The 25,145-nt window shown below is 74.1% G+C and carries 16 protein-coding genes and 1 riboswitch; of the genes, 4 read left to right on the forward strand and 12 right to left on the reverse strand.

Annotated features, from left to right (window positions below):
- Window positions 1-73: 73 nt before the first annotated feature.
- Window positions 74-1,648, reverse strand: coding sequence for a bifunctional phosphoribosylaminoimidazolecarboxamide formyltransferase/IMP cyclohydrolase (gene purH, locus POF43_RS24490; RefSeq protein ID WP_271324612.1), 1,575 nt, complete (start codon window positions 1,646-1,648; stop codon window positions 74-76).
- Complete coding sequence (gene purN / locus POF43_RS24495) at window positions 1,645-2,289, reverse strand: phosphoribosylglycinamide formyltransferase (protein ID WP_271316629.1); 645 nt, start codon at window positions 2,287-2,289, stop codon at window positions 1,645-1,647. The genes purH and purN overlap by 4 nt, the downstream gene beginning before the upstream one ends.
- Before the next feature lie 204 nt (window positions 2,290-2,493).
- On the opposite strand from purN, the gene POF43_RS24500 reads away from it, so the two are divergent.
- Entirely contained in the window at window positions 2,494-3,513 is a 1,020-nt protein-coding gene (locus tag POF43_RS24500) for a hypothetical protein (RefSeq protein ID WP_271324613.1), read from the forward strand.
- A 22-nt stretch (window positions 3,514-3,535) separates the two neighbouring features.
- Here POF43_RS24500 and POF43_RS24505 read toward each other — a convergent pair whose 3' ends face one another.
- The 8 genes from POF43_RS24505 to POF43_RS24540 form a co-directional block, all read right to left on the reverse strand.
- Window positions 3,536-5,419 (reverse strand): cell division protein PerM, encoded by a 1,884-nt coding sequence (locus POF43_RS24505; RefSeq protein WP_282704752.1) that lies wholly within the window; start codon window positions 5,417-5,419, stop codon window positions 3,536-3,538.
- Between the two features lie 369 nt (window positions 5,420-5,788).
- Entirely contained in the window at window positions 5,789-6,673 is an 885-nt protein-coding gene (sucD, locus tag POF43_RS24510; RefSeq protein ID WP_271315058.1) for a succinate--CoA ligase subunit alpha, read from the reverse strand.
- Window positions 6,674-6,694: 21 nt separating this feature from the next.
- Window positions 6,695-7,867, reverse strand: coding sequence for an ADP-forming succinate--CoA ligase subunit beta (gene sucC / locus POF43_RS24515; protein ID WP_271315059.1), 1,173 nt, complete (start codon window positions 7,865-7,867; stop codon window positions 6,695-6,697).
- A gap of 374 nt (window positions 7,868-8,241) precedes the next feature.
- Window positions 8,242-9,336: a hypothetical protein gene (locus POF43_RS24520; protein ID WP_282704753.1), complete on the reverse strand. Its 1,095-nt coding sequence runs from the start codon at window positions 9,334-9,336 to the stop codon at window positions 8,242-8,244.
- Window positions 9,337-9,645: 309 nt separating this feature from the next.
- Window positions 9,646-10,434 (reverse strand): hypothetical protein, encoded by a 789-nt coding sequence (locus tag POF43_RS24525; protein WP_271323476.1) that lies wholly within the window; start codon window positions 10,432-10,434, stop codon window positions 9,646-9,648.
- Window positions 10,435-10,657: 223 nt separating this feature from the next.
- The gene (locus tag POF43_RS24530; protein ID WP_271323475.1) at window positions 10,658-11,857 is read right to left on the reverse strand and encodes a VWA domain-containing protein; all 1,200 of its coding nucleotides are present in this window, start codon (window positions 11,855-11,857) and stop codon (window positions 10,658-10,660) included.
- Window positions 11,854-14,472 (reverse strand): DUF5682 family protein, encoded by a 2,619-nt coding sequence (locus POF43_RS24535; protein WP_271323474.1) that lies wholly within the window; start codon window positions 14,470-14,472, stop codon window positions 11,854-11,856. The genes POF43_RS24530 and POF43_RS24535 overlap by 4 nt, the downstream gene beginning before the upstream one ends.
- On the reverse strand, window positions 14,469-15,554 hold the full coding sequence (locus tag POF43_RS24540) for an ATP-binding protein (RefSeq protein ID WP_271315064.1): 1,086 nt from the start codon (window positions 15,552-15,554) through the stop codon (window positions 14,469-14,471). Before POF43_RS24540 ends, POF43_RS24535 begins: the two co-directional genes overlap by 4 nt.
- Window positions 15,555-15,768: 214 nt before the next feature.
- Here POF43_RS24540 and POF43_RS24545 point away from each other — a divergent pair, with 214 nt between their 5' ends.
- Window positions 15,769-17,160, forward strand: coding sequence for an SWIM zinc finger family protein (locus tag POF43_RS24545; RefSeq protein WP_271323473.1), 1,392 nt, complete (start codon window positions 15,769-15,771; stop codon window positions 17,158-17,160).
- Window positions 17,161-17,239: 79 nt separating this feature from the next.
- On the forward strand, window positions 17,240-19,147 hold the full coding sequence (locus tag POF43_RS24550; protein ID WP_282704754.1) for a DUF5691 domain-containing protein: 1,908 nt from the start codon (window positions 17,240-17,242) through the stop codon (window positions 19,145-19,147).
- A 494-nt stretch (window positions 19,148-19,641) separates the two neighbouring features.
- Here POF43_RS24550 and icmB read toward each other — a convergent pair whose 3' ends face one another.
- Both icmB and pcrA read right to left on the reverse strand, forming a co-directional pair.
- Window positions 19,642-20,049, reverse strand: a complete 408-nt coding sequence (gene icmB, locus POF43_RS24555; RefSeq protein ID WP_271317654.1) for a coenzyme B12-dependent isobutyryl CoA mutase small subunit — start codon at window positions 20,047-20,049, stop codon at window positions 19,642-19,644.
- 637 nt (window positions 20,050-20,686) lie between these two features.
- Complete coding sequence (gene pcrA / locus POF43_RS24560; RefSeq protein WP_271325275.1) at window positions 20,687-23,176, reverse strand: DNA helicase PcrA; 2,490 nt, start codon at window positions 23,174-23,176, stop codon at window positions 20,687-20,689.
- 618 nt (window positions 23,177-23,794) lie between these two features.
- Window positions 23,795-23,955: riboswitch (cyclic di-AMP (ydaO/yuaA leader) on the forward strand.
- A 5-nt stretch (window positions 23,956-23,960) separates the two neighbouring features.
- Here pcrA and POF43_RS24565 point away from each other — a divergent pair.
- Window positions 23,961-25,034 (forward strand): C40 family peptidase, encoded by a 1,074-nt coding sequence (locus tag POF43_RS24565; protein ID WP_271325724.1) that lies wholly within the window; start codon window positions 23,961-23,963, stop codon window positions 25,032-25,034.
- The last annotated feature ends 111 nt before the right edge of the window (window positions 25,035-25,145 follow it).

The following is a 25,145-nucleotide window of genomic DNA, read 5'->3' on the forward strand; positions in this document are numbered from 1 at the left end:
TCGACCGGCACAGCTGACCGGCGCAGCCGACCGGCACCGTTGACCGGTGCCGGTCGACCCGTGGCTTACGTGATCAGTGGAAGAAGTGCCGGGTACCGGTGAAGTACATCGTCACGCCGGCCGCCTTCGCGGCGTCCAGGACCAGCTCGTCGCGGATCGAGCCGCCGGGCTGGACCACGGCGCGGACGCCGGCCTCGGCCAGCACCTCGAAGCCGTCGGGGAACGGGAAGAAGGCGTCGGAGGCGGCGTAGGCGCCCGCGGCGCGCTCGGCACCGGCCCGCTGGACGGCGAGGCGGGCGGAGTCGACCCGGTTGACCTGGCCCATGCCGACGCCGACGGTGGCACCGTCCTTGGCCAGCAGGATCGCGTTGGACTTCACCGCGCGGCAGGCCCGCCAGGCGAAGGACAGCTCACGCAGCTCGGCCTCGGAGAGCGCGTCGCCGCTGGCCAGCGTCCAGTTGGCCGGGTCGTCGCCCTCGGCCTGGAAGACGTCGGTGTGCTGCACGACCGCGCCGCCGGAGAGGGTCTTGATGTCGGCGGGGGTGGTGGGCAGGCCGTCGACCTTCAGGACACGGATGTTCTTCTTGCGGGCCAGCACCTCAAGAGCGCCGTCCTCGTAGCCGGGGGCGGCGATGACCTCGGTGAAGATCTCCGCGACCTGTTCGGCCATCTCCACCGTCACCGGGCGGTTGACGGCGATGACGCCGCCGAACGCCGAGAGCGGGTCGCACGCGTGAGCCTTGCGGTGTGCCTCGGCGACGTCGGCGGCGATCGCGATGCCGCACGGGTTGGCGTGCTTGATGATCGCGACGCAGGGCTCGTCCTGGTCGTGGGCGGCGCGGCGGGCGGCCTCGGTGTCGACGTAGTTGTTGAAGGACATCTCCTTGCCGTGCAGCTGCTCGGCGTTGGCGATGCCTCCGGGGAGGCCGTTGGTGTAGAGGGCGGCCGGCTGGTGCGGGTTCTCGCCGTACCGCAGGACCGCGCGGCGCTCGAAGGTGGCGCCGACGAAGGCGGGCAGTGCTGCCTCCGGTTCGGCGGCGTAGTCGCCGGTGAACCAGTTGGCGACGGCCACGTCGTAGGCGGCGGTGTGCTGGAAGGCCTCGGCGGCCAGCCGCTTGCGGGTGGTGAGGTCGAAGCCGCCCTCGGCGGCCGCGGCGAGCACGTCCTGGTAGCGGCCGGGGTTGACGACCACCGCGACCGAGGGGTGGTTCTTGGCGGCCGCGCGGACCATCGAGGGGCCGCCGATGTCGATCTGCTCGACGCACTCGTCCGGGGAGGCGCCGGAGGCGACGGTCTCCTTGAACGGGTACAGGTTGACGACGACCAGTTCGAACGGTTCGACGCCGAGCTCGGCGAGCTGCTCGCGGTGGCTGTCGAGCCGCAGGTCGGCCAGCACGCCGGCGTGGATCTTCGGGTGCAGGGTCTTGACCCGCCCGTCCAGGCACTCCGGGAAACCGGTGACGTCCTGGACCGCGGTGACCGGGACTCCGGCGGCGGCGATCCGGGCGGCGGTGGAGCCGGTGGAGACCAGTTCGACGCCGGCCGCGTGCAGCCCGCGGGCCAGCTCCTCCAGTCCGGTCTTGTCGTAGACACTGACCAGGGCCCGGCGGATGGGGCGCCGGGTGGCAGAGGTGGCTTCGCTACTCACGGGACGATGACCTTTCTTCCCTCGATGCGGTAACCGTCGCGGGCGAGACGGCCCACGACCTCGACGAGCAGGCGTCGCTCGACGTCCTTGATGCGTTCGTGCAGCGCGCTCTCGTCGTCCCCGTCCCGGATCTCGACCACGCCCTGGGCGATGATCGGACCGGTGTCGACACCGGCGTCGACGAAGTGGACGGTGCAGCCGGTGACCCGCGCGCCGTACGCCAGCGCGTCGCGCACCCCGTGGGTGCCGGGGAAGCTGGGCAGGAGCGCGGGATGGGTGTTGACGGTCCGGCCGCCGAACCGGGCGAGGAACGCGGGCCCGAGGATCTTCATGAACCCGGCGGAGACCACCAGGTCGGGCCGGTACGCGGCGACCTGCTCGGCCAGCGCGGCGTCCCACGCGGCGCGGGTCCCGTGGTCGCGGACCCGGCACACGAAGACCGGCAGCCCGGCGCGTTCGGCCCGTTCCAGGCCGGCGATGGCGTCCCGGTCGGCACCGACCGCCACGACGTGGGCGCCGTAGCCGTCGGGGTCGGCGGCGATGGCGTCCAGCAGTGCCTGGAGGTTCGTGCCGGAACCGGAGACGAGGACGACGAGACGCGCACCGGGCGAACCGGGCGGTCTGGAGGCGGCGGAGGCCACAGCGGGGTTCCTTCTCGCGGGACCGGGTGTTTGTACGGTCGTACGAATCGCAGGGATCACGCGGTATGGGGAACCCTACGAAGCCGTCGGCCGTCAGCAACGATACCGGCACTGCCTCCGGCCCCCGCAGGCGCCGGGAGCCCGGGGACCGGTAGCGTCAGGTAGGAGACTCGCAAGCATGGACGAGGAGCAGTCGGCAAGGGGATGGCGCAACCAACTATGAGCAGCGGCCGCATCACCATCATCCGCGGGACGCGCGGCGTCCCCGTCGCGGTCACCGCGCTGCGCGAGGGGCGTTCGCCGTCGCCGTCATCGTCGTCCTCGCCGGACGAGCAGCGCGCGACCCCCGGCGGCCGGTCGGACAATCCGTTCGCGGCCCCGCCGAAGGGTGCCCCGGACCGCCCGTGGCAGCCCCGCCACCCCGCGCCCGGCGACCATGACGGCGGCGCCTCCGGCGGTTCCGGGGACGGCAACGGGCAGGGGAACGGCGGCACGGGCGGCGGTGACCGCTGGAGCAGTCGGCAGCCGGCGCCGCACGGCGACGGCCGGCGTGATCCGTTCGGCGGTGGCCCGGGCGGGTCGCAGCCCGGCCCCGAGCGGCGCCCCGGCCAGGGCGGACCGGGCGGACCCGGCGGGCAGCAGGGTGGCGGACCGCGGTTCGACGTCACCGACCCGGTGCAGCGCCGGGCCCGGTACGCGCTGATGGGCGGCACCGCGGCACTGTTCTTCGGCCTGTACGGCATCCCGGAGCTCGCGCTGCTGTTCGGCGCGCTCGCGCTGTACTGGGGCATCAGTTCGCTGCGCGGCAAGGCGCAGCCGCCGGCCGCCGAGAACGCCGCCGGCCCGGAACGGACCGGGGCGGACCTGTCGGCCTGGCAGTCGCCGCGCGGCACACCGCCCGCGGCCGGCGGGGTGACGCCCACCGCGGCGACGCCGGACAACGCGCCCGGCCGGCCCCCGGTCGCCGGTGCGCAACCCGCGTGGGGCGCGGCGGCGGGACCGCAGACGCAGCGCTACCGGCCGCAGTTCGCCGCGGCGGTGTGCGGCACGATCGCGGCGTCGCTGGCGCTGGCGCTGGTGGCGGCCGCGTTCACCTTCCAGCTCGTCTACAAGGACTACTACAGCTGCGTCAACGACGCGCTGACGCAGCCGGCCCGCGCGGCCTGCGCCACGGACCTCCCGGCGCCGATCCGCCAGCACATGAGCTCGATCCAGGGCAACTGACCCGCCCGCCGGGAGCCGGCTCCTACTCCGGTCCCGATCCCGGCTCCGGTTCCGGTTTCCGCTCCGGATTCGGTTCCGGTTTCCGGTCGGCCGGCTCCCCGGCCCCTGGCCCTGCCGCCCCCGGCGCCCTCCACGGGTTCGGGGGCGGCGGCGTCTTCAGCCCCTCCGACGTCTTCACCCCCTCCGACGCCTGCGACTGCCCCGGCGCCCGGAACGCCCCCGATGCCCAGGACTCCCCCGACACCTTCGAGCGGTCCGGCGCCTCCGAGCGGTCGAACGTCTTCGGGCGGTCCGGCTCCGGCGCCTTCGGCCCGCCTGACATCTGGGGGTGCTCCGGCAGCGCCATGCCCTCCTGCGCCGCCCTGCCCTGCCGCTCCGTAACGCCCTCCGGCTCCCTCAAGCCCCCCGCATCGGTGCCCCCCGGCGCCGCCAGCCCCTCCCGCGCCGCCAGGCCCTCCGGTGCCCTCAGTCGTTCCGGGATCGTCCGGCGTTGCGGCGTCTTCAGCGGGTCCGGCCAGGTGGGGGGCGTCAGCGGGTGGGTCTGGGGGCGGGACGAGGGGGGCGGGACGGTGAGGCGCACCGGGGTCGGCGGGGCCGGCGACAGGGGGCGGTCGCGGGAGCGGCGCAACCGCCACCAGCGGCCGATCAGGGTGACGGGCAGGGCGGCGCCGAGGGCCCAGGCGGCCGCGGCGCCGCCGGTGCGCAGGCCGTCGGGGCCGAACGCGGCCAGCGTGCCGGTACCCATCGGGCCGCCGGCGAACGCGGCGACGACCGCGACGACCGCGCCGTGCGCCGCCGCCGTCAGCAGGATCACGACCAGGGTCCTGGTCGCCGTCCAGCGCCGGGCGACTGCGCCGCGGCAGACCCGTAGCGCCAGCAGGACGGCCGCCGCCAGCGGCAGGGCGACGACGAGCCAGGCGAACGGCGTGCCGCCCTGCGGGCCGGTGGGCCGGGGCAGGGCGGCGAGCAGCGGGAAGTTCGGCAGCGTCGGCGGATAGCCGACGGTGCCGGCCGCGGAGACCCAGCCGCCGGCGCCCAGCGCGAACCCGGGGCCCAGCGCGTACGCGGACGCCCACACCGCGGCGTTCGGCACCAGGGTGAGGGTCAGCAGCAGGACGGCGAAGCGGCCGGAGAGCGACGAGGTCAAGGTGGTGAACGAATCCGCGGCGGCGCCCCCGTGCCAGGCCAGCGAACCGGCCGCCAGCAGCGCGCCGCCGCCGAACAGCGCCGCGGCCCCCGACACCGCCGCCCAGCAGGCCGTCTTCACGCCCCCGGCCGGCAACGCCACCCGGTTCATCACGCGCCGCACCATCGGCGACGGCCGCACGACGTGCCAGCCGCCCGCACTCCAGGTGCCGAGCACGGCGGCGCCGACGGCCACCAGCGGCACGTTGAGCAGCGCGGAGACGGTGTCGGCCCGCAGGCCGCCGTTTCGGGCGAATACCAGCAGCACCAGGCCGATCAGCAGATAACCGGCCAGCAGCCAGCCGGTGGTGGCGAGCGGGCCGAGCGCCGGGTCGGATTCCGGTTCCGGCCCGGCCGGGTCGTCATGGTCGCGGGCGATGGCGTGGGCGGCGGCGCGGTAGAGCAGCCAGCACGGCAGCGCGGCCAGCAGCAGCGGCGTCAACCCGACCGGGACCGTGCCGCCGGTGAGGGCGTCGGCGCGGGCCAGGTCGGCTCCGTGGGCGAGCAGCCACAGCGCGGCGGCGACCCGCAGGGCGTCGTCGGGACCGCTGTCCGGGAACGGCGAGGTGATCCACAGGAAGAGCACCAGGACCGCGATGATGCCGAACCCCAGGCCGGCGGCGACCGCGCCGCCCAGCATCGCGGCCATCACCTCGGGGGCGCGCCGTGCGGACCGCGCGTGGCCCTGCAGCGGGGGGACATGGCCGGTGAAGTGCGTCACATCGAGCCATGCTGCCAATGACGTCCGGTTCGCCCAGGGATGACGCGTTCAGCAGCGTGTCGCCCGTGATGAACATTTCATATGCTCGGCCACCCCGCCGACGCGTACACCGTCCGCCACCGCATCGGCACGTACACCACTGGCCACCACACCGGTGCGTATACCGCCCGCCGCTACCCCGGTACGTATACCGCCCGCCACCGCACCGGTACGTACACCACCGTTACCGCATCGGCACGTACACCCCTGCCCATCCCCATCCGACGCCCCCGCGTCAGCGAGCGATCGCGCGCCACCTGCGGAAACGCCGACGGGCGCGGCCCCCGTGCGGGGGCGCGCCCGTCGTACACGTAACGATCGGAACCAGGCTCAGGAAGCGAGCGCGGCGCGCGCCAGGCGCGCGGTCTCGGACGGGGTCTTGCCGACCTTGACGCCCGCGGCCTCCAGGGCCTCCTTCTTCGCCTGGGCGGTGCCGGACGAACCGGAGACGATGGCGCCGGCGTGGCCCATGGTCTTGCCCTCGGGCGCGGTGAAGCCCGCGACGTAGCCGACGACCGGCTTGGTCACGTTCTCCTTGATGAAGGCCGCCGCGCGCTCCTCGGCGTCGCCGCCGATCTCACCGATCATGACGATCAGCTCGGTGTCGGGGTCGTCCTGGAACGCCTTGAGGCAGTCGATGTGCGTGGTGCCGATGATCGGGTCGCCACCGATGCCGACGGCGGACGAGAAGCCGATGTCGCGCAGCTCGTACATCATCTGGTAGGTCAGCGTGCCCGACTTCGACACCAGGCCGATGCGGCCGGCCTGGGTGATGTCGCCGGGGATGATGCCGACGTTGGACTGGCCGGGGGTGATCAGGCCGGGGCAGTTCGGGCCGATGATGCGGGTCTTGTTGCCCTTGGCGATCGCGTGCGCCCAGAAGGAGGCGCTGTCGTGCACGGCGATGCCCTCGGTGATCACGACGGCCAGCGGGATCTCGGCGTCGATGGCCTCGACGACCGCGCTCTTGGTGAACTTCTCCGGCACGAAGATAACGGTGACGTCGGCACCGGTCTTCTCGATCGCCTCGGCGACCGTACCGAAGACCGGGACCTCGGTGCCGTCGAAGTCGACGGAGGTGCCGGCCTTGCGCGGGTTGACGCCACCGACGACGTTGGTGCCGTCGGCCAGCATGAGCTTGGTGTGCTTCATGCCGGTGGCGCCGGTCATGCCCTGGACGATGACCTTGCTGTCCTTGGTGAGGAAGATAGCCATGGTGTTCTTGGTCCTCGTCCCTTACTTCGCAGCCAGTTCGGCGGCCCGCTCGGCGGCGCCGTCCATGGTGTCCACGCGCTCAACGAGCGGGTGGTTGGCGTCGCTGAGGATCTTCCGGCCCAGCTCGGCGTTGTTGCCGTCCAGGCGGACGACCAGCGGCTTGGTGACGTCCTCGCCCCTGTTCTTCAGCAGTTCCAGCGCCTGGACGATGCCGTTGGCGACCGCGTCACAGGCGGTGATGCCGCCGAAGACGTTGACGAACACGGACTTGACGTCCGGGTCGCCCAGGATGATCTCCAGACCGTTGGCCATGACCTCGGCCGAGGCGCCGCCGCCGATGTCCAGGAAGTTGGCGGGCTTGACGCCGCCGTGGTTCTCACCGGCGTAGGCGACGACGTCCAGGGTGCTCATGACGAGCCCCGCGCCGTTGCCGATGATGCCGACCTCACCGTCGAGCTTGACGTAGTTGAGGTTCTTGGCCTTGGCCGCGGCCTCCAGCGGGTTCGCGGCGGCCTTGTCCTCGAGCGCCTCGTGCTCCGGCTGGCGGAACCCGGCGTTCTCGTCCAGCGAGACCTTGCCGTCGAGCGCGATGATCTTGCCGTCACCCGACTTGATCAGCGGGTTGACCTCGACCAGGAGGGCGTCCTCCTTGATGAAGACCGTCCACAGCGTCTTCAGCACGTTGGCGATCTGGTCGTGCAGCTCGGCCGGGAACTTCGCCGCCTCGACGATCTCGCGGGCCTTCGCGTCGGTCACGCCCTCGTTGGCGTCCACCGCGATCTTGGCGAGCGCCTCGGGGTTGTTGACCGCGACCTCTTCGATCTCCACGCCGCCCTCGACGGAGGCCATGGCGAGGAAGGTGCGGTTGGTGCGGTCCAGCAGGAAGGAGACGTAGTACTCCTCCGCGATGTCCGCGGTCTGGGCCAGCATCACCTTGTGGACCGTGTGGCCCTTGATGTCCATGCCCAGGATGGCGTCGGCCTTGACGACCGCGTCGGCCGGGTCGGCGGCCAGCTTGACGCCACCGGCCTTGCCGCGGCCACCGACCTTGACCTGCGCCTTGACGACGGCACGGCCACCGAGACGCTCGGTCACCTCACGCGCGGCCTCGGGGGTGTCGATCACTTCACCGTCCAGCACGGGCACACCGTGCTTGGCGAAGAGATCCCTCGCTTGGTACTCGAACAGGTCCACGCGCGTCCGTCCCTTTGCTTCTCTGTCGCAGTCTGGTGACCGGTCTGATGTCTGCGCGGGCGTGCCGCAGGCGGGCGGCGTGAGGACGCGATCGAAAATGAGGGCGCACACGTCGGCCAGATACGCGGCATGTCCGCATCGCAGGTTATCCCTGCCTGTAGCGGCGGTCTAAATTCCAGGTCACCCCTGGGCGGTGAGAACAGTCACAGAGTGCCGTCCGGTTTCCGGTCGGCGGCCGGGCCGGAAGCCGGACGGCCACGGGCGCGCGGGGGGTAGCCACGCGCCCGGACCGTCCGGCGGCCGGGAGTGTCGCCACGGTCCGGTACGGGAGTACGGGACCGCGGACCGCGGCGACACCGCTCGGTGGCGACCGGTCAGACGGTCGGGACCAGCGGGGAGATGGGGAGCGGCCGCACCGGCGCCGGGCCGTCGGACAGGTCACCCGGCAGCGGCGCGACCGAGTGGCCGGTGACGCCGACCGCCGCCACGCCGGCGGCCACGCCCTGCCGGACCGCAACGCCGGTCAACACGGCCGACCGCACGACGGCACAGGGTGCCAACGGGGTCGCCTGGACCCCGGTACCGGACGCGAACGGCTCCACACTTCCGACGGCCCCGCCGACCGAAGCGGGCAGGTTCCGGGCGTCACGGCCGTTGATACGGGCGGGCCCGGCGGTGAGGTCGCCGACGGTGCGGGTGGGGTTGAGGGGGCTGACGGTGTTCATGGGGCTGACGGTGCTGGTGGGGCTCAGGGGGCCGTGGACGGGGAGGGCGGCGACGGGGCCGGAGACGCCGTTGCCGGGGAGGGCGCTGACGGGGAGAACGCCGACCGGGGCGTCGAAGCTGCTGAGGGTGAGGCCGCCGACGGTGAGGCTGCTGACGGTGCCGGTGAGTCCGCTGACGCCGGAGGCTCCGTTGCCGGAGAAGCCGCTGACGGTGCCGACGAGTCCGCTGACGGTGATGCCGCTGACGCTCCCGGTGGGTCCGCTGATGATGTCGGCCGGGCCGGCGGTGAGGTCGCCCGCGGGGGCGTCGAGGCCGCTGACGGTGCCGGCGGGCCCGCTGATGATGTCGGCCGGGCCGGCGGTGAGGTGGCCCGCGGTGCCGGTCAGGCCGCCGCCGGCGCCCTGGTTGAGGGGGTGCTCGATCCGGCCGCCGCCCAGCAGGTCACCGGTGACGGATCGCAGGATGCCGGTGACCGGGCCGGTGACGTGGGTGGCGTTGCCGGGGACACCGCCGGAGGTGTGCGTGACGGCGCCGGAGAGACCGCCGGTGACGTCCGTGACGTGCGTAACGGTGCCGGGGACACCGCCGGAGGTGTGCGTGACGGTGCCGGAGAGACCACCGGTGATGCCGGTGACGCCGGTGATCGGGAACGTGGGGGCCGCGTCGGCGGCGGCGCAGCCGAGGGCCAGCAGGCCGGCGGTGGCAGCGGCGACGAGGGTGGCGCGGCACAGGGTCGTACGCATGAGGGTGCTCCAAGTGATGGATGAACGTGAGGTGTTGACGTTGACCGCTCGATCCGGCGTGCTGTCGGATCGGCGGAGGCGCCGGACCGCTCAGGCGGGGGGACGGCGAACCGGGCGAGGGGTGACCGGTCGGCGGACACCGCGCGACAGCGGTGGCGCGGCCCGGCGACGCGGGCGGCGGGCACGACACGATCGGGTGAAGTGGCGTCAGGGCGGTGACGGAAGACGTTCCGTCACGGGCCGTTCGACGCGGAAGATCCGACCGGGCGGGCGCACCGCACGGCGTCATGCCGGGCGGGGCCGTACCGCCTAGTCGGGCTGTACGGAGACGTCCGACGCGCGGCGCAGCGGCGTCGAACCGGACGCGATCGCACGGGCGGCCGCGTCGTGGTGGACGTGTGCGCCGGCCGCAGGGCCGGACGCGTTCGTACCACCGGTGTGGTGGGCGGTTCCGTCGCCGTCGACGGGGTGCCCGGAATGCCGGGCCACGCCCGGGGTTCGCACCGGTACGGCCGGTGCGGCCGCGGCAGCCGGAGCCGCCTGACCACCGGCGCGTTGCCGCGGCAGGGCGTGCGGCGCGGGCCGGGCGGCGTGGTGGCCGGCCCGCGTGCGCGCCGCAGTGGTGGACCGCGGGCCGGCCGGTGCCGGGCGTGCGGTCCGCGTCGCGACGGAACAACGGTGGTCGGCGACGTGGTGCCCGGGCGCCCGTGAGTGTGCTCCCACCGGAACCACTGGGACAACCGGAACCACCGGGCCGACGGCCTGCACGACGGGTGTGGTCACCTGGTGGGTGACACCCGTGACGGCGTCGATCAGTCCGGTGACCGGATCGGTCGCCGGTCCCGCGGTGGCCGCCGCCACGGCGTGCGTGACGTCCCGGCCGCCGTCGGCCGCCTGCTCCGTCGCGCCCTGTTCGGCGCCCCGCGTCACGGAGTCGGCGAGCGCCGGTCCGGTCGCGGGCGCGGACAGCACGGACGGGCTTTCCGGCGCCGCCGCGTGTGCCTGGCCGCACAGAACGAAGGCGAGCGCCAGGAATCCCCCGAGCAGCAGTGCCACCGACAGCGCGCGACCGCCACCCGTGCCGCGCTCACGCGACACGACGGGCACAGCACGGACCGGGGACAGCACGATGGGGCCTTCCGAGCGGACGGACACGTTCCGGATGACGTGTTGATCTTTCAACGCCCACCGCCCCCGGCGCAACCTCCCTCTCCGACTTGGATGTTGATGCCCCGTCATATCCGCTATGCGACGCGACCCGGTGACGTCACGCGGTCGCCGGGTGACGCGGTGCCGTCAACGAACCGCCGCGTATCGTCCGTCACGCGATCTCGGGTATCGGCAGCGGGCGCTTCTGGATCGCGGCCGCCATCACGTCGGGGAACAGGTCGGGCGTGCAGGCGAACGCCGGTGCCCCCAGCGCCGCGAGGGCCGCCGCGTGCTCCCGGTCGTAGGCCGGCGCGCCCTCGTCGGACAGCGCGAGCAGCGCCACGAACTGCGTGCCGGACGCCTTCATCGCCGCGACCCGCTTGAGCATCTCGGTACGGATGCCGCCCTCGTACAGGTCGCTGATCAGGATGACGATCGTCTCTCCCGGCCGGGTGATCAGCGACTGGCAGTACGCCAGCGCCCGGTTGATGTCGGTGCCGCCGCCCAACTGGGTGCCGAACAGCACGTCCACCGGGTCGTCGAGTTGGCCGGTGAGGTCGACGACCGAGGTGTCGAAGACGACCAGCGAGGTGTTGACCGACCGCGTCGACGCCAGGACCGCGCCGAACACCGACGCGTACACCACGGACGCCGCCATCGAACCGGACTGGTCGATGCACAGAATGACGTCCTTCTTCACCGCGCGCGCCGCCCGGCCGTGGCCCACCAGGCGTTCCGGAACGACCGTGCCGTGCTCGGGCAGGTAGTTCCTGAGGTTGGCGCGGATCGTGCGGTCCCAGTCGATGTCGCGGTGCCGGGGCCGGGAGACCCGGGTGGAACGGTCCAGGGCACCGGTGACCGTGGCGCGGGTGCGGGTGGCGATGCGCGCCTCCAACTGCCGCACGACCTTGCGCACGACGACCCGCGCGGTCTCCCTGGTGGTCTCCGGCATCGCCTTGTGCAGCGACAGCAGGGTGCCGACCAGGTGGACGTCCGCCTCGACCGCCTCCAGCATCTCCGGTTCCATCAGCAACGCGGCCAGCCCGAGCCGGTCGATGGCGTCCCGCTGCATCACCTGGACCACCGAGGTCGGGAAGTACTGCCGGATGTCGCCGAGCCAGCGGGCCACCCGGGGCGCCGAACCGCCGAGTCCCGCGCCGCGCTCCCCGGACGGGGCACGGCCGCCGGCCCCGGCACCGCCGCCGCTGCCGTACAGCGCGGCCAGCGTGCGGTCCATCGCGGCGTCGCGCCCGGCGAGCGTGTGGCCGGTGCCGTCCGCCTCCCCGCCGCCCAGCACCAGCCGCCAGCGCCGCAGGCGTTCCGCTTCCGGTCCGTCACCGTCGGCGTCGGGGACGGTCGTGGTGGTCGTCATGCGCGGTCTCCTTCCAGGTCCCGGGCGGCGCCGGGCAGGCCCAACAGCAGCCTGAGGGTGGGCAGTACGGCGTCGGCGCGACCGGGGTCGAGGCCCGCGCCGAACCCGGCGGCCCCCGGCTCACCGCCGCCCCCGCCCACCGTGCCACCGGCCGTCGACGGGCCGCGGCGCACCAACTCCCCCACCGTGCGCCGCACTCCGCTGTCGAACTCCGCGAACGTCCGCCGGATCAGCGGCAGTACGTCGGTGAACGCCTCCTCCGGCACCCCCGTCAGCCAGCCGTCGACCAGCGCCAGCAGCCGCTCGTCGTGCACCAGGAGCATCCCGCCGCCGGACAGGAAACCCTCCACCCAGGCGGCCGCCTCCCGGGGCGCGGTGCCCGGCGACAGGGCCAGCCCCATCAGCCGCGCGGCCTCGGCGGTCTCCAGCCGGGCGTCGTCCAGCAGCAGCCGGGCGGCCCGGCCCCGGATCAGCCCCGGGGTCGTCGCGTCCCGGCCGGCCAGGGAACGCAGCACGCCGGCCCACCGGCCCCGCAGCGGCTCGTGCGCCCCGGCCAGCAGCGCGACCGCCGCGTGCACGCCGTCGAGGTGGCCGCGCATCTCCCGGGCGCCGTCCTCGCCGAGCCCGGCACAGGCGGGCGGCAGACCGACGCAGATCCGGGTGGCCAGCCCCTCGGCGACCTCCCGCAGCGCGCCCGCGTCGGTACCGCGCACGTCCCCGTACCGGACCGAACGCACCAGCGCCGGCAGCGCGCCGGCCAGCCGGCTCACGTCCGTGTCGAGCGCGGCGCGGTCGGCCAGCACCCGCATGACGGTGGGCAGCGCGCCCGGCAGGTCGGCGAGCAGGCAGCGTTCGGCGATCGCGGTGACGCCGTCCAGACCCGCCGCGGTCTCCGCGGCGTCCCGCGCCCTGGCGGTGGCGGCGGACTCCACGGTGGTGCCCCACACGCCGGCCTCGGCGACCCGCACCGACAACTCCGGTTCCCAGCACAGCTGCCAGCTCTCCCGGAAGGTGCCGGTGCCCTGCCGCGCCTCGCCCGGCCGGCCCCACTCGACGCCGAGCAGGCCGAGCCGGTGCAGCAGGCGGCTGCGGGCGGCGTCGTTGTCGCTGCGCAGGTCGAGGTCGAGCTGCCGGTCGGCCGCCTCGGGCTTCAGGCGCAGCGTGCGCTGTGTACGGACCAGGTCGCGCGCGAGCGGGACGGCGGGCGCGCTGTCGGGCACGGTGCCGAGGTCCTCGCCGACGACGAGCCGGTCGTGGATGAGGGCCGGCAGGACGTCGGAGCCGTCGCACATCACCGCGCGCACCGCGTCGTGGGCCTCGCCGAGCCCGGCCAGCGGACGGCCGCGCAGGGCCGCCAGGGTCTCGGCCAGCCGGACCGCCTCGATGACGTGCGCGGACGAGACCGGATGGTCCTGCGCGCGCAGCAGTCCCGCGACGGCGGTCATCCACCGGGGGACGACGCGGTCGGGGGCGCTGAACAGATGGTCGTACCAGCCGGGCGAGTCGATGCCGGCGCCGTACCCGCTGCGCCGCGCCAGCCTGCGGTGCGTCCACGGCACCCACGTCAGCTCGGCCCTGACCTTGGGCAGCCCCCTCAGCAGCCGCCGGTCGGCGGTGACGGTGGCGTCCGCGCGCAACGCCGGTACGTGCCAGGCGCCGCACACCACGGCGACCCGCCCGAACTCCTTGACCGCCTCCCGCAGCCGCAACCGCATGTGCGCCTCGCGGATCGCGTCGTCCCGGTGGCCACCGTCGCCGTAGCGTTCGCGCAACGCCTCCATGGCCGACGCCAGCGCGGTGAACGGCGCGAGCGGGTCGTCGCCCTCCCGGCCGCGGTGCTCGACGGCGTCCTCCCACCACCGCTCGGGATCGTCGTACCCGGCAGCCCGCGCCAGCACCGCCAGCGGATCGACCCGTACGGCGGCGGAATCCTCAGCGTCCTGCGGGGTGTGGGCGCACGGGGCGCCGGCTTCGGGGGCGCCGGCTTCGGGGGCGCCGTCTTCCGGGGTGCCGTCTTCCGGGGTGCCGTCCGTACGCGGAACGATGTCGGGCGTGCCGTCCTCCGGAACGCCGAACTCCGCTCCGGCCTCAGGCGTGCCGCCTTCGGGCGTGTCGCGCTGCGCGCCCTCTTCCGGGGGCACCGATTCGCCGGCGGGGTCGGCGTCGGCCTCGGCGGGCTCCGCGTCGGCCTCGGCGGGATCGGCCTCGGCGAGCTCCTGCCGTGCGTCGCGTTCGGCGTGCAGTGCGAGGGAGTTGGCGGCGGGCAGGTCGATGAAGCGGACCGGGACGCCGTGGTCGGTGGCCCAGCGGATGGCGACCCACTCCGGGGAGAACCGGGCGAACGGCCAGAACGCGGCCCGTGCCGGATCGCCCACCGCGTGGGCCAGGAGCGCCACCGGCGGCCGCAGTTCGGGGTCGGCGGCCAGGCCGACCACCGCGTCGGCCTCCGGCGGCCCCTCGATCAGCACGACGTCGGGCCGCCGGCTGTCCAGCGCGGCGCGGACCGCGCGGGCCGATCCCGGGCCGTGGTGCCGCACGCCGAGCAGCCACAGCCGTTCCGCGTCGTCGCCCGCCACCGAGCCGCGCGGCGGGCCCGGGAGGGTGCCGGTGCTCATGCGCCCACCTCGCGACAGGCCCGGTAGAAGTCCTTCCAGCCCGACCGCTCGCGCACCACGGACTCCAGGTACTCCCGCCAGACCACCCGGTCGGCCGCCGGATCACGGACCACCGCGCCGAGGATGCCGGCCGCCACGTCGGCGGCGCGCAACCGCCCGTCGCCGAAGTGCGCCGCCAGCGCCAGGCCGCCGGTGACCACCGAGATCGCTTCGGCGGTGGACAGCGTGCCGGACGGCGACTTGACCTTGATCCGGCCGTCGGCGGTGATCCCGTCGCGCAGCTCGCGGAAGACGGTGACGACACGGCGGATCTCGTCGGCGCCGTGCGGCACCGGCGGCAGGTCGAGGGCGCGGCCGAGCTGCTCCACGCGGCGGGCGACGATGTCGACCTCGTCCTCCACGCTGGACGGCAGCGGCAGGACGACGGTGTTGAACCGGCGCCGCAGCGCGCTGGACAGCTCGTTGACCCCCCGGTCGCGGTCGTTGGCGGTGGCGATCAGGTTGAACCCGCGGACCGCCATCACCTCCTCGCCCAGCTCCGGGATCGGGAGGGTCTTCTCCGACAGGATGGTGATCAGACTGTCCTGCACGTCGGCCGGTACGCGGGTCAGCTCCTCGACGCGCGCGATTCCGCCGCCGGCCATGGCCCGCAGGACCGGGCCGGGCACCAGGGCGTCGCGGCTCGGGCCGTGGGCGAGCAGCTGGGCGTAGTTCCAGCCGTAGCGGATCGCCTCCTCCGGGGTGCCGGCGGTGCCCTGGACCAGCAGCGTGGAGTCGCCGCTGATGGCGGCGGCCAGGTGCTCCGACACCCAGGTCTTCGCGGTGCCGGGCACGCCGAGCAGCAGCAGCGCGCGGTCGGTGGCCAAGGTGGTCACCGCGACCTCGACGATCCGGCGCGGTCCCACGTACTTCGGGGTGATCACCGTGCCGTCCGGCAGCGCGCCGCCGAGCAGGTAGGTGGCGACGGCCCAGGGCGACATGTTCCAACGGGCCGGGCGCGGGCGGTCGTCGGCCGCGGCGAGGGCCTTGAGCTCCTCGGCGAATGCGTCCTCGGCGTGCGGCCGAAGGGCCTGTTCTGTCATGGCTGCCCCCAACGATGCGTGTGCGCGGTCAGGTTGGAATTCGGTACGACGAAATGCCCAGCGGGAACCACGCGGTTCCCGCTCCAACCCCCGGGAACCGCCTACGGGTTCCACCCTGCACCAGCCCTCTGACAATCCGTCCGAGATCGCACGTGACCGCAGGTCAGAGACGTTCCCGGGGCGATTGTCAGTGGGCGCTCGTAGCGTTGCGGGCATGGAGGACACCGAAGTGAGGTGGTCGCCCGAGCAGGTGCTGGCGCTTGCTCCTGACGCCGCCTCGAACAAGGCCGGAGCGAAGCTCGGCGTGCCCGGTCCGTGGTCCGGCACGGGCACCTCACCCGCGGCCGGCGGGGCGGGCCCGTGGGTGTGGGGCGAGTGCCGGGGCAGCGGGGCGAAGCCGTACCGGGCGGTGGCCGATCTCGGGGGGCCGCCGGCCTTCCGCTGCACCTGCCCGAGCCGCAAGTTCCCCTGCAAGCACGCCTTGGGGCTGCTGCTGCTCTGGTCCCACCGGGACCCGGCGGCCGGCTTCCCCGCGGCGGGCGCGGACGCGGCGCCGGACTGGGTGCGCGAGTGGCGGGACGCGCGGTCGGCGGCCGGGGAGCGCAGGGCCGCCGCGACCGGGGAGAACGCGGCGGGGAAGGCCGACCCGCAGGCGGCGCGGCGGCGGGCCGAACGGCGGGCGAAACGGGTGGCGGACGGCGTCAGCGAGCTGGAGCAGCGGCTGGCCGACCAGATCCGCACCGGCTTCGCGGCCACCGGTCCGGCCGGCTGGCAGGTGTGGGACGAGGTCGCGGCCCGCATGGTCGACGCGCAGGCCCCCGGACTCGCCTCGCGCGCCCGGGAGTTCGCCGCCATACCGGGCTCCGGCGGGGACTGGCCGTCCCGGATGCTGGAGGAGCACGGTCTGCTGCACCTGCTGGCCCGCGGCCACCAGGCGGGCGACGCACTGCCGCGGGGGCTGGCCGCGACCGTGCGTGCCCGGGTCGGTTTCACCACCGACAGCGCCGAACTGCTGGCCGGTCCCGCCGTTCGGGACCGCTGGCTGGTGCTCGCGCGGCAGGACAGCGCCGAGGGCAGGCTCACCACGCGCCGGACCTGGCTGCTCGGGGCGGAACTCGGGCGGTCGGCACTGCTGCTGTCGTTCGGCGCGGCGGGCCGGTCGCCGGAGCTGTCGCTGCCGGTCGGCCGCACGCTCGACGCCGAACTCGCCTTCCACCCCGGCGCGTCGCCCCTGCGGGCGGTACTCGGCGAACGGCACGGTGAGCCGGGCCCCGGCACGGTGCCGCCCGGGGTGCGGGTCGGCGAGGCGCTGGACGGGTACGGCCGGGCGCTGGCGGCGGACCCTTGGCTGGAGGGCTGGCCGGTGGTGCTGGCCGGCGTGGTCCCGATACCGGCGCCGACCGGCTGGCAGCTGTCCGACGCGGACGGCGGCGCCGCGCTGCCCGTCGACCCCCGGCGGCTCGGACGTCCCGGTCTGTGGCGGCTGGCGGCGACATCCGGCGGCGCGCCGGTCACCGTCTTCGGCTCACTGGGACACCGCGGGTTCACCCCGCTGACCACCTGGTCGGCCGACGACGCCGAGCCGGCCCAGGCCGTGACGCTGTGACCCGCCCGGGGCCCGACCGCGCGGCAGGGGGATCAGAGGGAACCGGGGGCGCATGGGGATCAGGAGGAGGACAGGGAGCATGAACGGGACGTACGGGACGGGCCCGGGACCGGGGACGGCGGCCGGGGGCGAGGTCGTCGACGGGGACGGCGGCGGGGCGACCGGTGCGGGGGCGCCGGTCGGCGCGGGCCCGGTGACGCCGGTCGACAGCGTGCCCGGTGGGGGTGTGCCGGGCGGGGGTGCGCTGGGCCGCGCGGACACGGCGGCCGACGGCGGCGTGGCCGGCGAGGGCGCGCCCGGCGACAACGTGCCCGGTGCGGGGGTGCCCGGCGACAGCGTGGCCGGCAAGGGCGAAGTGCCCGGCGACAGCGTGCCCGGTGACTGGGAGTCGTTGCTGTCGGCGGCGTTGCTGGGGACGGACCGGCGTGGCGGGCCGGGCGGGGAGCGGGACGCGGCGGTGGCGTTGCTGGACGCGGCGGCGGTCGCCACGGTGCGGCGGCGGGCCGGGCTGCGCCCCGCGGTGAGCGCGGAGCACCCGGCACCGGCCGCGCCGGACACCCGGCCGCCGTTGCCGGAGCCGGCGGCGCGGCGGTTGGCGCAGTTGCTCAACGACCGTGCGGGGGCGGCCGGTTCGGGCGGTGGGCGGAGCAGTGCGCCGAGTCTGGCGGAGTTGCTGCCGCAGTGGCTGGCGGCGGCCAACGCGTACGGATACCGGCCGCCGCCCTCGTCGCTGCCCGGTCTGCTCGACGCCGCGCGGGCCAGGACCGACCTGCGCGCCGGCGCGGTGACGCTGGCCGGACCGCGCGGGCGATGGCTGGCCGGGCTGAACGCGGACTGGAAGTTCGCGCTGCGGTCCGGGGACCACGGCGCCGCGGGGGACGCGGCGCAGGATCCACGGGCGGCACGGGCGTTGTGGGAGGAGGGGCTGTTCGCCGAGCGGGTGGCGCTGCTGTCCGCGCTGCGGGTGGACGATCCGGCGGCCGGGCTGGCGTTGCTGCGGTCCTCCTGGGGGCAGGAACGGGCCGAGGACCGGCTGCTGTTCCTCGACTCGCTGCGCACCGGACTCGGCCCGGCGGACGAGGAGTTCCTGGAGGCGGCGCTGACCGACCGCAGTCGCAACGTGCGGTCCACCGCCGCGGAGCTGCTGTCCTGCCTGCCCGGTTCAGCGCTTTCCCACCGGATGGCCGAACGGGCCCTGGCCTGCGTCACGTTGGACCGTACGGGGGTCGGTCCGCGCGTGGTCGTCGAGGCACCGCGGGAGTGCGACGCGGGGATGGAACGTGACGGGGTGGTCGTCACTCCGCCGTCCGGGCGGGGTCAACGGGCCTGGTGGCTGGGGCAGTTAGTGGAGGCCGCGGGGCTGGGGGGCTGGGGGGAGCGGTTGGGTGGCCGGTCGCCGGAGCAGATCGTCGCGCTGGCGGTGGCGGACGGCTGGCGGGACGACCTGCACGGGGCGTGGTCCCGCGCGGCGGTGCGGCAGGGCGACGCGGAGTGGGCGCGCGCCCTGCTGGGTCCGCCGCCGTCCGTTCCGGCGTCGGCGGCGGTGGCGGGCGATCCGGCGCGGCTGCTGTCCGTACTGCCGGAGCACGAACGGGCGGCGTGGGTAACGGAGTTCGTCGCGGCGCACGGGCTGTCGGAGGCGTTCCGGATGCTGGGCGCGTGCGCGGTGCCGTGGGCCCGGCCGCTGGGGCGTGCGGTGATCGACGCGCTGGACATAGCCCGGGAGGCCGGCAGTTACCCGTGGAGCTTCAGCGGCGTCATGGGGCTGGCGGAACGCTGCCTGGACCCCTCCGACGCCGGCCGGCTCACCCCCTTCACCGCCGAGCCCTCCGAGGACGGCCCGCACGCCGCGCCCGGGGCGGCCGGCTACTGGACGGAGGCGTTCCGCCGCCTGGTCACCACGCTCCAGCTCCGCGCCGTGATGCACGCGGAACTGGCCGGCACGGACCTCGACGGGGCGGTGGCCGCCGTCCGTGGAGGGTGCTGACGGACGGGGGCGGTTGCCCTTGCAGGGGCTGACGGGCGGAGGGCGTCGGGGCGGGAGCCGCTGTCCTTGCAGGGGCTGACGGGCGGGGGCGTCGGGGCGAGGACCGCTGTCCATCGGGCCCGCTCCCCCGAGGAACACCAGCACCGGCGGCCCTGCGCTGGGCACCGGCGTCCGCACCGCACCGGCGCCCGCACCTCGCCGGAGATCGCGCATCGTCGCGCCCCCGCAGGGCCCCGCTGTCCGTACCCCCGGAGGAACCGGGCGTGGGCGCCCCCGGGAGCGGCTGCGGGTCCGCACCCTCGCAGGGACCGGCCGTCGGCAAGCCCGCAGGGCCCCACATCGGTGACCCCAGCAGGAACCGATGCGGGCGCAGAAGAACCCGTTGCCGCCCCCAAGAAACCGTTGCACTCCGGAGGGGTCGTCGCGCCTCCGGAGGGACGGGATGCGGAGGGAGCGGGCCGACCCCGGCCGGATCAGGCCGACCCCCGGCCGGATCAGGCCGGGATGCGGACGTTGCCGCGGACCCACTCGACGACGTCGGTGGTGGGGGTGCCGGGGGTGAAGATCGCGGCGACGCCCATCTCGCGCAGCGGGGCGATGTCGGCCTCGGGGATGATGCCGCCGCCGAAGACCTGGATGTCGCGGGCGTCGCGTTCGCCGAGCAGGTCGATGACCTTGGCGAAGAGCGTCATGTGGGCACCGGAGAGGATGGACATGCCGATCGCGTCGGCGTCCTCCTGGATCGCGGTGTCGACGATCTGCTCGGGCGTCTGGTGCAGGCCGGTGTAGATGACCTCCATGCCCGCGTCCCGCAGCGCGCGGGCGATGACCTTCGCCCCGCGGTCGTGGCCGTCGAGCCCCGGCTTGGCCACCACTACGCGAATCGGACCGGTCACATCCATCACTGCCTCCATGCTTGCCTTCGCCGTGGTCGCCACCGGCACGCGTGAACGAACGTTATCGCCAGCTTCCCTGTCGCGCAGCCAAGGGCAGCACACCGAGTGCGAAATCACACGGCTGCCGCCGGTGACAACCGCCCCCGGGCGGCCGGACCGCGGGATCGGGCTTCCGCGCCGCCCGTTATCTCCCGGTCTCGCTCGCCCGGCGGACTGCCCGACGTCGGCGCCGGGCCTCAGCGAGTGCGGTCGGCGGCGCGGTCCGACTGGCACCGAAGGTCCCGTTCACCCATGTGATCACCCGACAATCGCAACGGCCGCCCCAAGCGACTGGCGACGTTCCCGGGAGCCCGCCGCGCGGCAGAGGCCCCGAAGACCGCCAGAACCTCCGCAGCCCCGGAATGCCGGAACGCCGGACGACCCGCCGGAGCCTCGGCCCCGGGACGCCGAAACCCACCGGAGCCGCCGCACCCCAGAAGCCCGGAACCCGGAACCCGGAACCCGGAACCCCGAACCCCGAACCCGGGAGCCCGCAGCCCCAGAAGCCCGAAACCCACCGGAGCCGCCGCACCCCCAGAAGCCGGAACCCCGAACCCGTGAACCCGCAGCCCCAGAAGCCTGGAACCCCGGAAACCGCCGGAGGCTAGAGCTTTTCCACCGGCGCGTACCGCAGCAGCAACCGCTTCGGTTTCTCGCCGCCGAAGTCGACCGTGGCCTCCGCGTTGTCACCGGCGCCCTTGACGCCGACGACCGTGCCGAGGCCGAAGGAGTCGTGGGTGACGCGGTCACCGACGGTGAGGGCGACGACGTCGCGCTCCCGGGCGCCGGTGCGGCGGGTGGCGAAGTGGTTGCTGGTGCCGCGGCCGGTGGACAGCACGGAGGAGGCGGCCGACCGGGAGACGGAGGCCGCCGGGGCGGACGGGCCGGCGCCGGTGCGCTTCCAGTCGATCAGCTCGGCGGGGATCTCCTCCAGGAATCGGGACGGTGGGTTGTACGAGGGCTGGCCCCAGGCGCTGCGCATGGTGGAACGGGTGACGTAGAGCCGTTCGCGGGCACGGGTGATGCCGACGTAGGCGAGGCGGCGTTCCTCCTCCAGCTCCTTGGTCTTGCCGAGGGCGCGCATGTGCGGGAAGACGCCGTCCTCCATGCCGGTGACGAAGACGACCGGGAACTCCAGGCCCTTGGCGGTGTGCAGCGTCATCAGCGTGATGACGCCGCCGCCCTCCTCGTCGTCCGGGATCTGGTCCGAGTCGGCGACCAGGGCGACCTGCTCCAGGAAGTCCGCCAGCGATCCCTCGGGCTGGTCCTGCTCGAACTCCAGGGCCACGGCGGCGAGTTCCTGGAGGTTCTCGATCCGGGTCTCGTCCTGCGGGTCGGTGGAGTTCTGCAACTCCGCGAGGTAGCCGGTCTGTTCGAGGACCGCCTCCAGGACGACGGCCGGGCCGGCGCCGGACTCCACCACGGTGCGCAGCTCTTCGAGCAGGTCGTTGAAGCGCCGCACGGCGTTCAGCGACCGGGCGGCCATGCCGTACGCCTCCTCGACGCGGCGCAGCGCCTGCGGGAAGGAGATCTTCTCGCGCATCGACAGGGCGTCGATCATCGCCTCGGCGCGGTCGCCGATGCCGCGCTTGGGGACGTTGAGGATGCGGCGCAGCGGGACGGTGTCCTCGGGGTTGGACAGCACGCGCAGGTAGGCGAGGACGTCGCGGACCTCCTTGCGCTCGTAGAAGCGCACGCCGCCGACGACCTTGTAGGGCAGGCCGACGCGGATGAAGATCTCCTCGAAGACCCGGGACTGCGCGTTGGTGCGGTAGAAGATCGCCACGTCGGAGGGCTTGGCCCGGCCGGAGTCGCTGAGGCGGTCTATCTCCTCGGCGACGTAGGACGCCTCGTCGTGCTCGGTGTCGGCGACGTAGCCGGTGATGACCGGGCCCGCGCCGGCCTGGGTCCACAGGTTCTTCGGGCGGCGGCTCGCGTTGCGTTCGATGACGGCGTTGGCCGCGGTGAGGATGTTCTGCGTGGAGCGGTAGTTCTGCTCCAGCAGGATGGTGGTGGCGTCCGGGTAGTCCTCCTCGAACTGGAGGATGTTGCGGATGGTGGCGCCGCGGAACGCGTAGATGGACTGGTCGGCGTCGCCCACCACGCACAGCTCGGCCATCGCGTCGTCCGGGTCGGCGGCCGGCGGCGGCACGGCCGGGTCGGGCTCGGTGCTCGCGGGGGTGCCGACGAGTTCGCGCACCAGGGTGTACTGGGCGTGGTTGGTGTCCTGGTACTCGTCGACGAGGACGTGCCGGAAGCGCCGCCGATAGTGCCCGGCGACGTCGGGGAACGCCTGGAGCAGGTTGACGGTGGTCATGATGATGTCGTCGAAGTCGAGGGCGTTGGCCTCGCGCAGCCGGGCCTGGTAGAGCGCGTAGGCCTCGGCGAGCTTCTTCTCGAACGGGTTCTCCGCCTGGGCGGCGAAGGTCTCCTCGTCGATCAGCTCGTTCTTGAGGTTGGAGACCTTGGCGCTGAACGACTTCGGCGGGTAGTTCTTCGGGTCGAGGTCCAGGTCGCGGCAGACCAGGGCCATCAGGCGCTTGGAGTCGGCGGCGTCGTAGATGGAGAAGCTGGACGTGAAGCCCAGGTGCTTGCTCTCGCGCCGCAGGATGCGCACGCAGGCGCTGTGGAACGTGGAGACCCACATGGCGTTGGCCCGCGGGCCGACCAGCTGCTCGACGCGTTCCTTCATCTCGCCGGCGGCCTTGTTGGTGAACGTGATGGCCAGGATCTGACCGGGGTGCACGTTGCGCGCGGCGAGCAGGTGGGCGATGCGGTGGGTGAGCACCCGGGTCTTGCCGGACCCGGCGCCGGCCACGATGAGCAGCGCGGAGCCGGAGTGCGTGACGGCGGCGCGCTGCTCGTCGTTCAGCCCCTCCAGCAGGGCGTCGGCGTCGAGGGCCGGGCGCGGGGCGCCGTCGCGGTAGTACGCGTCCCGCGGCGGAGGCGCGTCGAACCGGCCGCCGAACAGGTCGTGCGGCGCGTCGTCCGCGGCGTGGGAGTCCGCGTACTCGTGGTCGTCCGGAGGCGGCGGCGGGCCGTCCCCGGTCGGCTCCAGGGCGGCCAGGAAGCTGTCGTCGAAGAGGCTGCTCATCGTCCACCGAGTCTAGGCGGCCGCACGGACAGCCATGACCCGGTCCACCCCGGTACGACGAACGCCAGGCCGGAGGGGGTTCTGGGCTTCTGCGGGGGTCTGCGTTCTGCGGAGGGTCTGCGTTCTGCGGGGCCCGGGTTCCGCGGGTTCTGGGTTCCGCGGGTTCTGGGTTCCGCGGCGGCGGGCGGATCGAGGGACCGGGTGAGGGCGGTCGGCGGCGCGGGGCGGGGGCGGTGGGTCTTGGTGCGCCGGTACGCCGGTACGCCGATCGTTTTGTGCGGTGGTACGCCGATACAGCTTGTGTACCGATACGCCGATACGACTTGTGCGCCGGTACGTCCCGCAAGCCAGTGTGCCGATACGCCAATACGCCGACCGCACCGGCCGTTCCCCAAGCGCCGAGAACCGAGCACCAAGCGCGAGCGCCGAGCACGCCACCCTCCCCCGGCAGACGTTCCACCCCGGCCGTCACGCTCCGTATCCGCACCCCCCCTTTAGGACACCGGGAGATAACGGAAAAGTCGCGGCCACATCACGTCCCGGGCTTCACAGAAGCCGCACACCTTCGCTAGCGTGCTCGACCAGGCGTCCGCCCCTGACTCGGTGATGTGCCGAAACGGACTGCCGCCGCTGAATCCGGCCTGGCCGGAGCCGGGGACCCAACCTGTTCGACCTGGGGGTGAATCGGCCTGCCCGCGCACCGGCGCGGACCGGCCGTAGGGCGGCCTTCCGATGCCCGAACCCGTCAGCTGACCCGGCAAGCGGTCACGGAAGGAGCGCCGTCATGGCGTCGCACCGCAAGCCGCGTCCGCGTACCGCCGTCGTCACCGCACCGCGTGCGGTGATCGGGCTGACGTCGGCCGCGCTGGCGACGGTCACCCTGCTGAGCGAGAGCGCGGCCGCCGCGCCGTCGAAGCCCGAGCCGTCCGTCCAGGAGGTGCAGGCGAAGGTCGACGCGCTCAACCACCAGGCGGACACCGCGACCCAGCGGTACAACCAGGCGCAGGCCACCACCGGCCACCAGCGGACGAAGGCGAACGCGCTGCTGAACCAAGTGGCCGCCGGCGCCGAGCAGTTGAACGCGACGAGACGCACGCTGGGCGAGTACGCGGCGGCGCAGTACCGCACGAACGGCCTGGGCCCGACCGCCACACTGCTGCTGAGCAACGATCCGCAGGCCTTCTTCGACTCGGAGAACCTGCTCAAGCGCGGCGCGGCCCAGCAGAGCAAGGTCCTGACCCGGTACGAGGATCAGATGGCCGCCACCGCCCGGCAGCGCACCCAGGCGTCGCAGAGCCTGCTGACCCTCCAGAACGCGCAGCAGAAGCTGGACACCGACCGGCGGGCGGTGCAGGACAAGCTGCGTCAGGCGCAGACCCTGCTCAACAGCCTCAACCGGCAGCAGAAGGAGCGGCTGGCCCAGCTCCAGGCGCAGCGCGAGGCCGCCGCCCGCGCCTCCGCCGCCCGGCTGGCCGCCGCCTCGCACGCCACGTCGAGCGCGTCCTACGCCACGAAGGCGGCCAGGGCCATCGCGTTCGCCAAGGCGCAGCTCGGCAAGCCGTACGTCTGGGGCGCCACCGGCCCGAACTCCTACGACTGCTCCGGCCTGGTCCAGGCGGCGTGGGCGGCGGCCGGCGTCACCCTGCCGCGCACCACGTGGGACCAGGTCGACGTCGGCACCCGCGTGGCGATATCCGACCTCGAACCGGGCGACCTGGTCTTCTACTACAGCGACATCAGCCATGTGGCGATGTACATCGGCGACGGCGAGATGATCCAGGCCCCGCACACCGGCGCGGTCATCGACATCCAGCCGGTCACCGAGATGCCGATCTACGGCGCGACCCGCCCGGCCTGACGCCTCCCGGCCGTTCCGACGAGCCATGCGCGGCCGGTGACCCGGTGGCCGAGGTGCGGAGTGCGGAGTGCGGTGACCGGTGGCCGGGGTGCGGGGTGCGGTGGCCGGGGT

The organism is Streptantibioticus silvisoli, assembly GCF_027947535.2.
Taxonomy (GTDB): Bacteria; Actinomycetota; Actinomycetes; order Streptomycetales; family Streptomycetaceae; genus Streptantibioticus_C; species Streptantibioticus_C silvisoli.

What these genes read in the sequence shown, in the direction of transcription:
- POF43_RS24500 (WP_271324613.1), top strand. Translation starts at nt 2,494, where the DNA reads ATGGCGCAACCAACTATGAGCAGCGGCCGCATCACCATCATCCGCGGG.
- sucD (WP_271315058.1), bottom strand. Translation starts at nt 6,673, where the DNA reads ATGGCTATCTTCCTCACCAAGGACAGCAAGGTCATCGTCCAGGGCATG.
- POF43_RS24520 (WP_282704753.1), bottom strand. Translation starts at nt 9,336, where the DNA reads ATGCGTACGACCCTGTGCCGCGCCACCCTCGTCGCCGCTGCCACCGCC.
- POF43_RS24530 (WP_271323475.1), bottom strand. Translation starts at nt 11,857, where the DNA reads ATGACGACCACCACGACCGTCCCCGACGCCGACGGTGACGGACCGGAA.
- POF43_RS24535 (WP_271323474.1), bottom strand. Translation starts at nt 14,472, where the DNA reads ATGAGCACCGGCACCCTCCCGGGCCCGCCGCGCGGCTCGGTGGCGGGC.
- POF43_RS24540 (WP_271315064.1), bottom strand. Translation starts at nt 15,554, where the DNA reads ATGACAGAACAGGCCCTTCGGCCGCACGCCGAGGACGCATTCGCCGAG.
- POF43_RS24545 (WP_271323473.1), top strand. Translation starts at nt 15,769, where the DNA reads ATGGAGGACACCGAAGTGAGGTGGTCGCCCGAGCAGGTGCTGGCGCTT.
- POF43_RS24550 (WP_282704754.1), top strand. Translation starts at nt 17,240, where the DNA reads ATGAACGGGACGTACGGGACGGGCCCGGGACCGGGGACGGCGGCCGGG.
- icmB (WP_271317654.1), bottom strand. Translation starts at nt 20,049, where the DNA reads ATGGATGTGACCGGTCCGATTCGCGTAGTGGTGGCCAAGCCGGGGCTC.
- pcrA (WP_271325275.1), bottom strand. Translation starts at nt 23,176, where the DNA reads ATGAGCAGCCTCTTCGACGACAGCTTCCTGGCCGCCCTGGAGCCGACC.
- POF43_RS24565 (WP_271325724.1), top strand. Translation starts at nt 23,961, where the DNA reads ATGGCGTCGCACCGCAAGCCGCGTCCGCGTACCGCCGTCGTCACCGCA.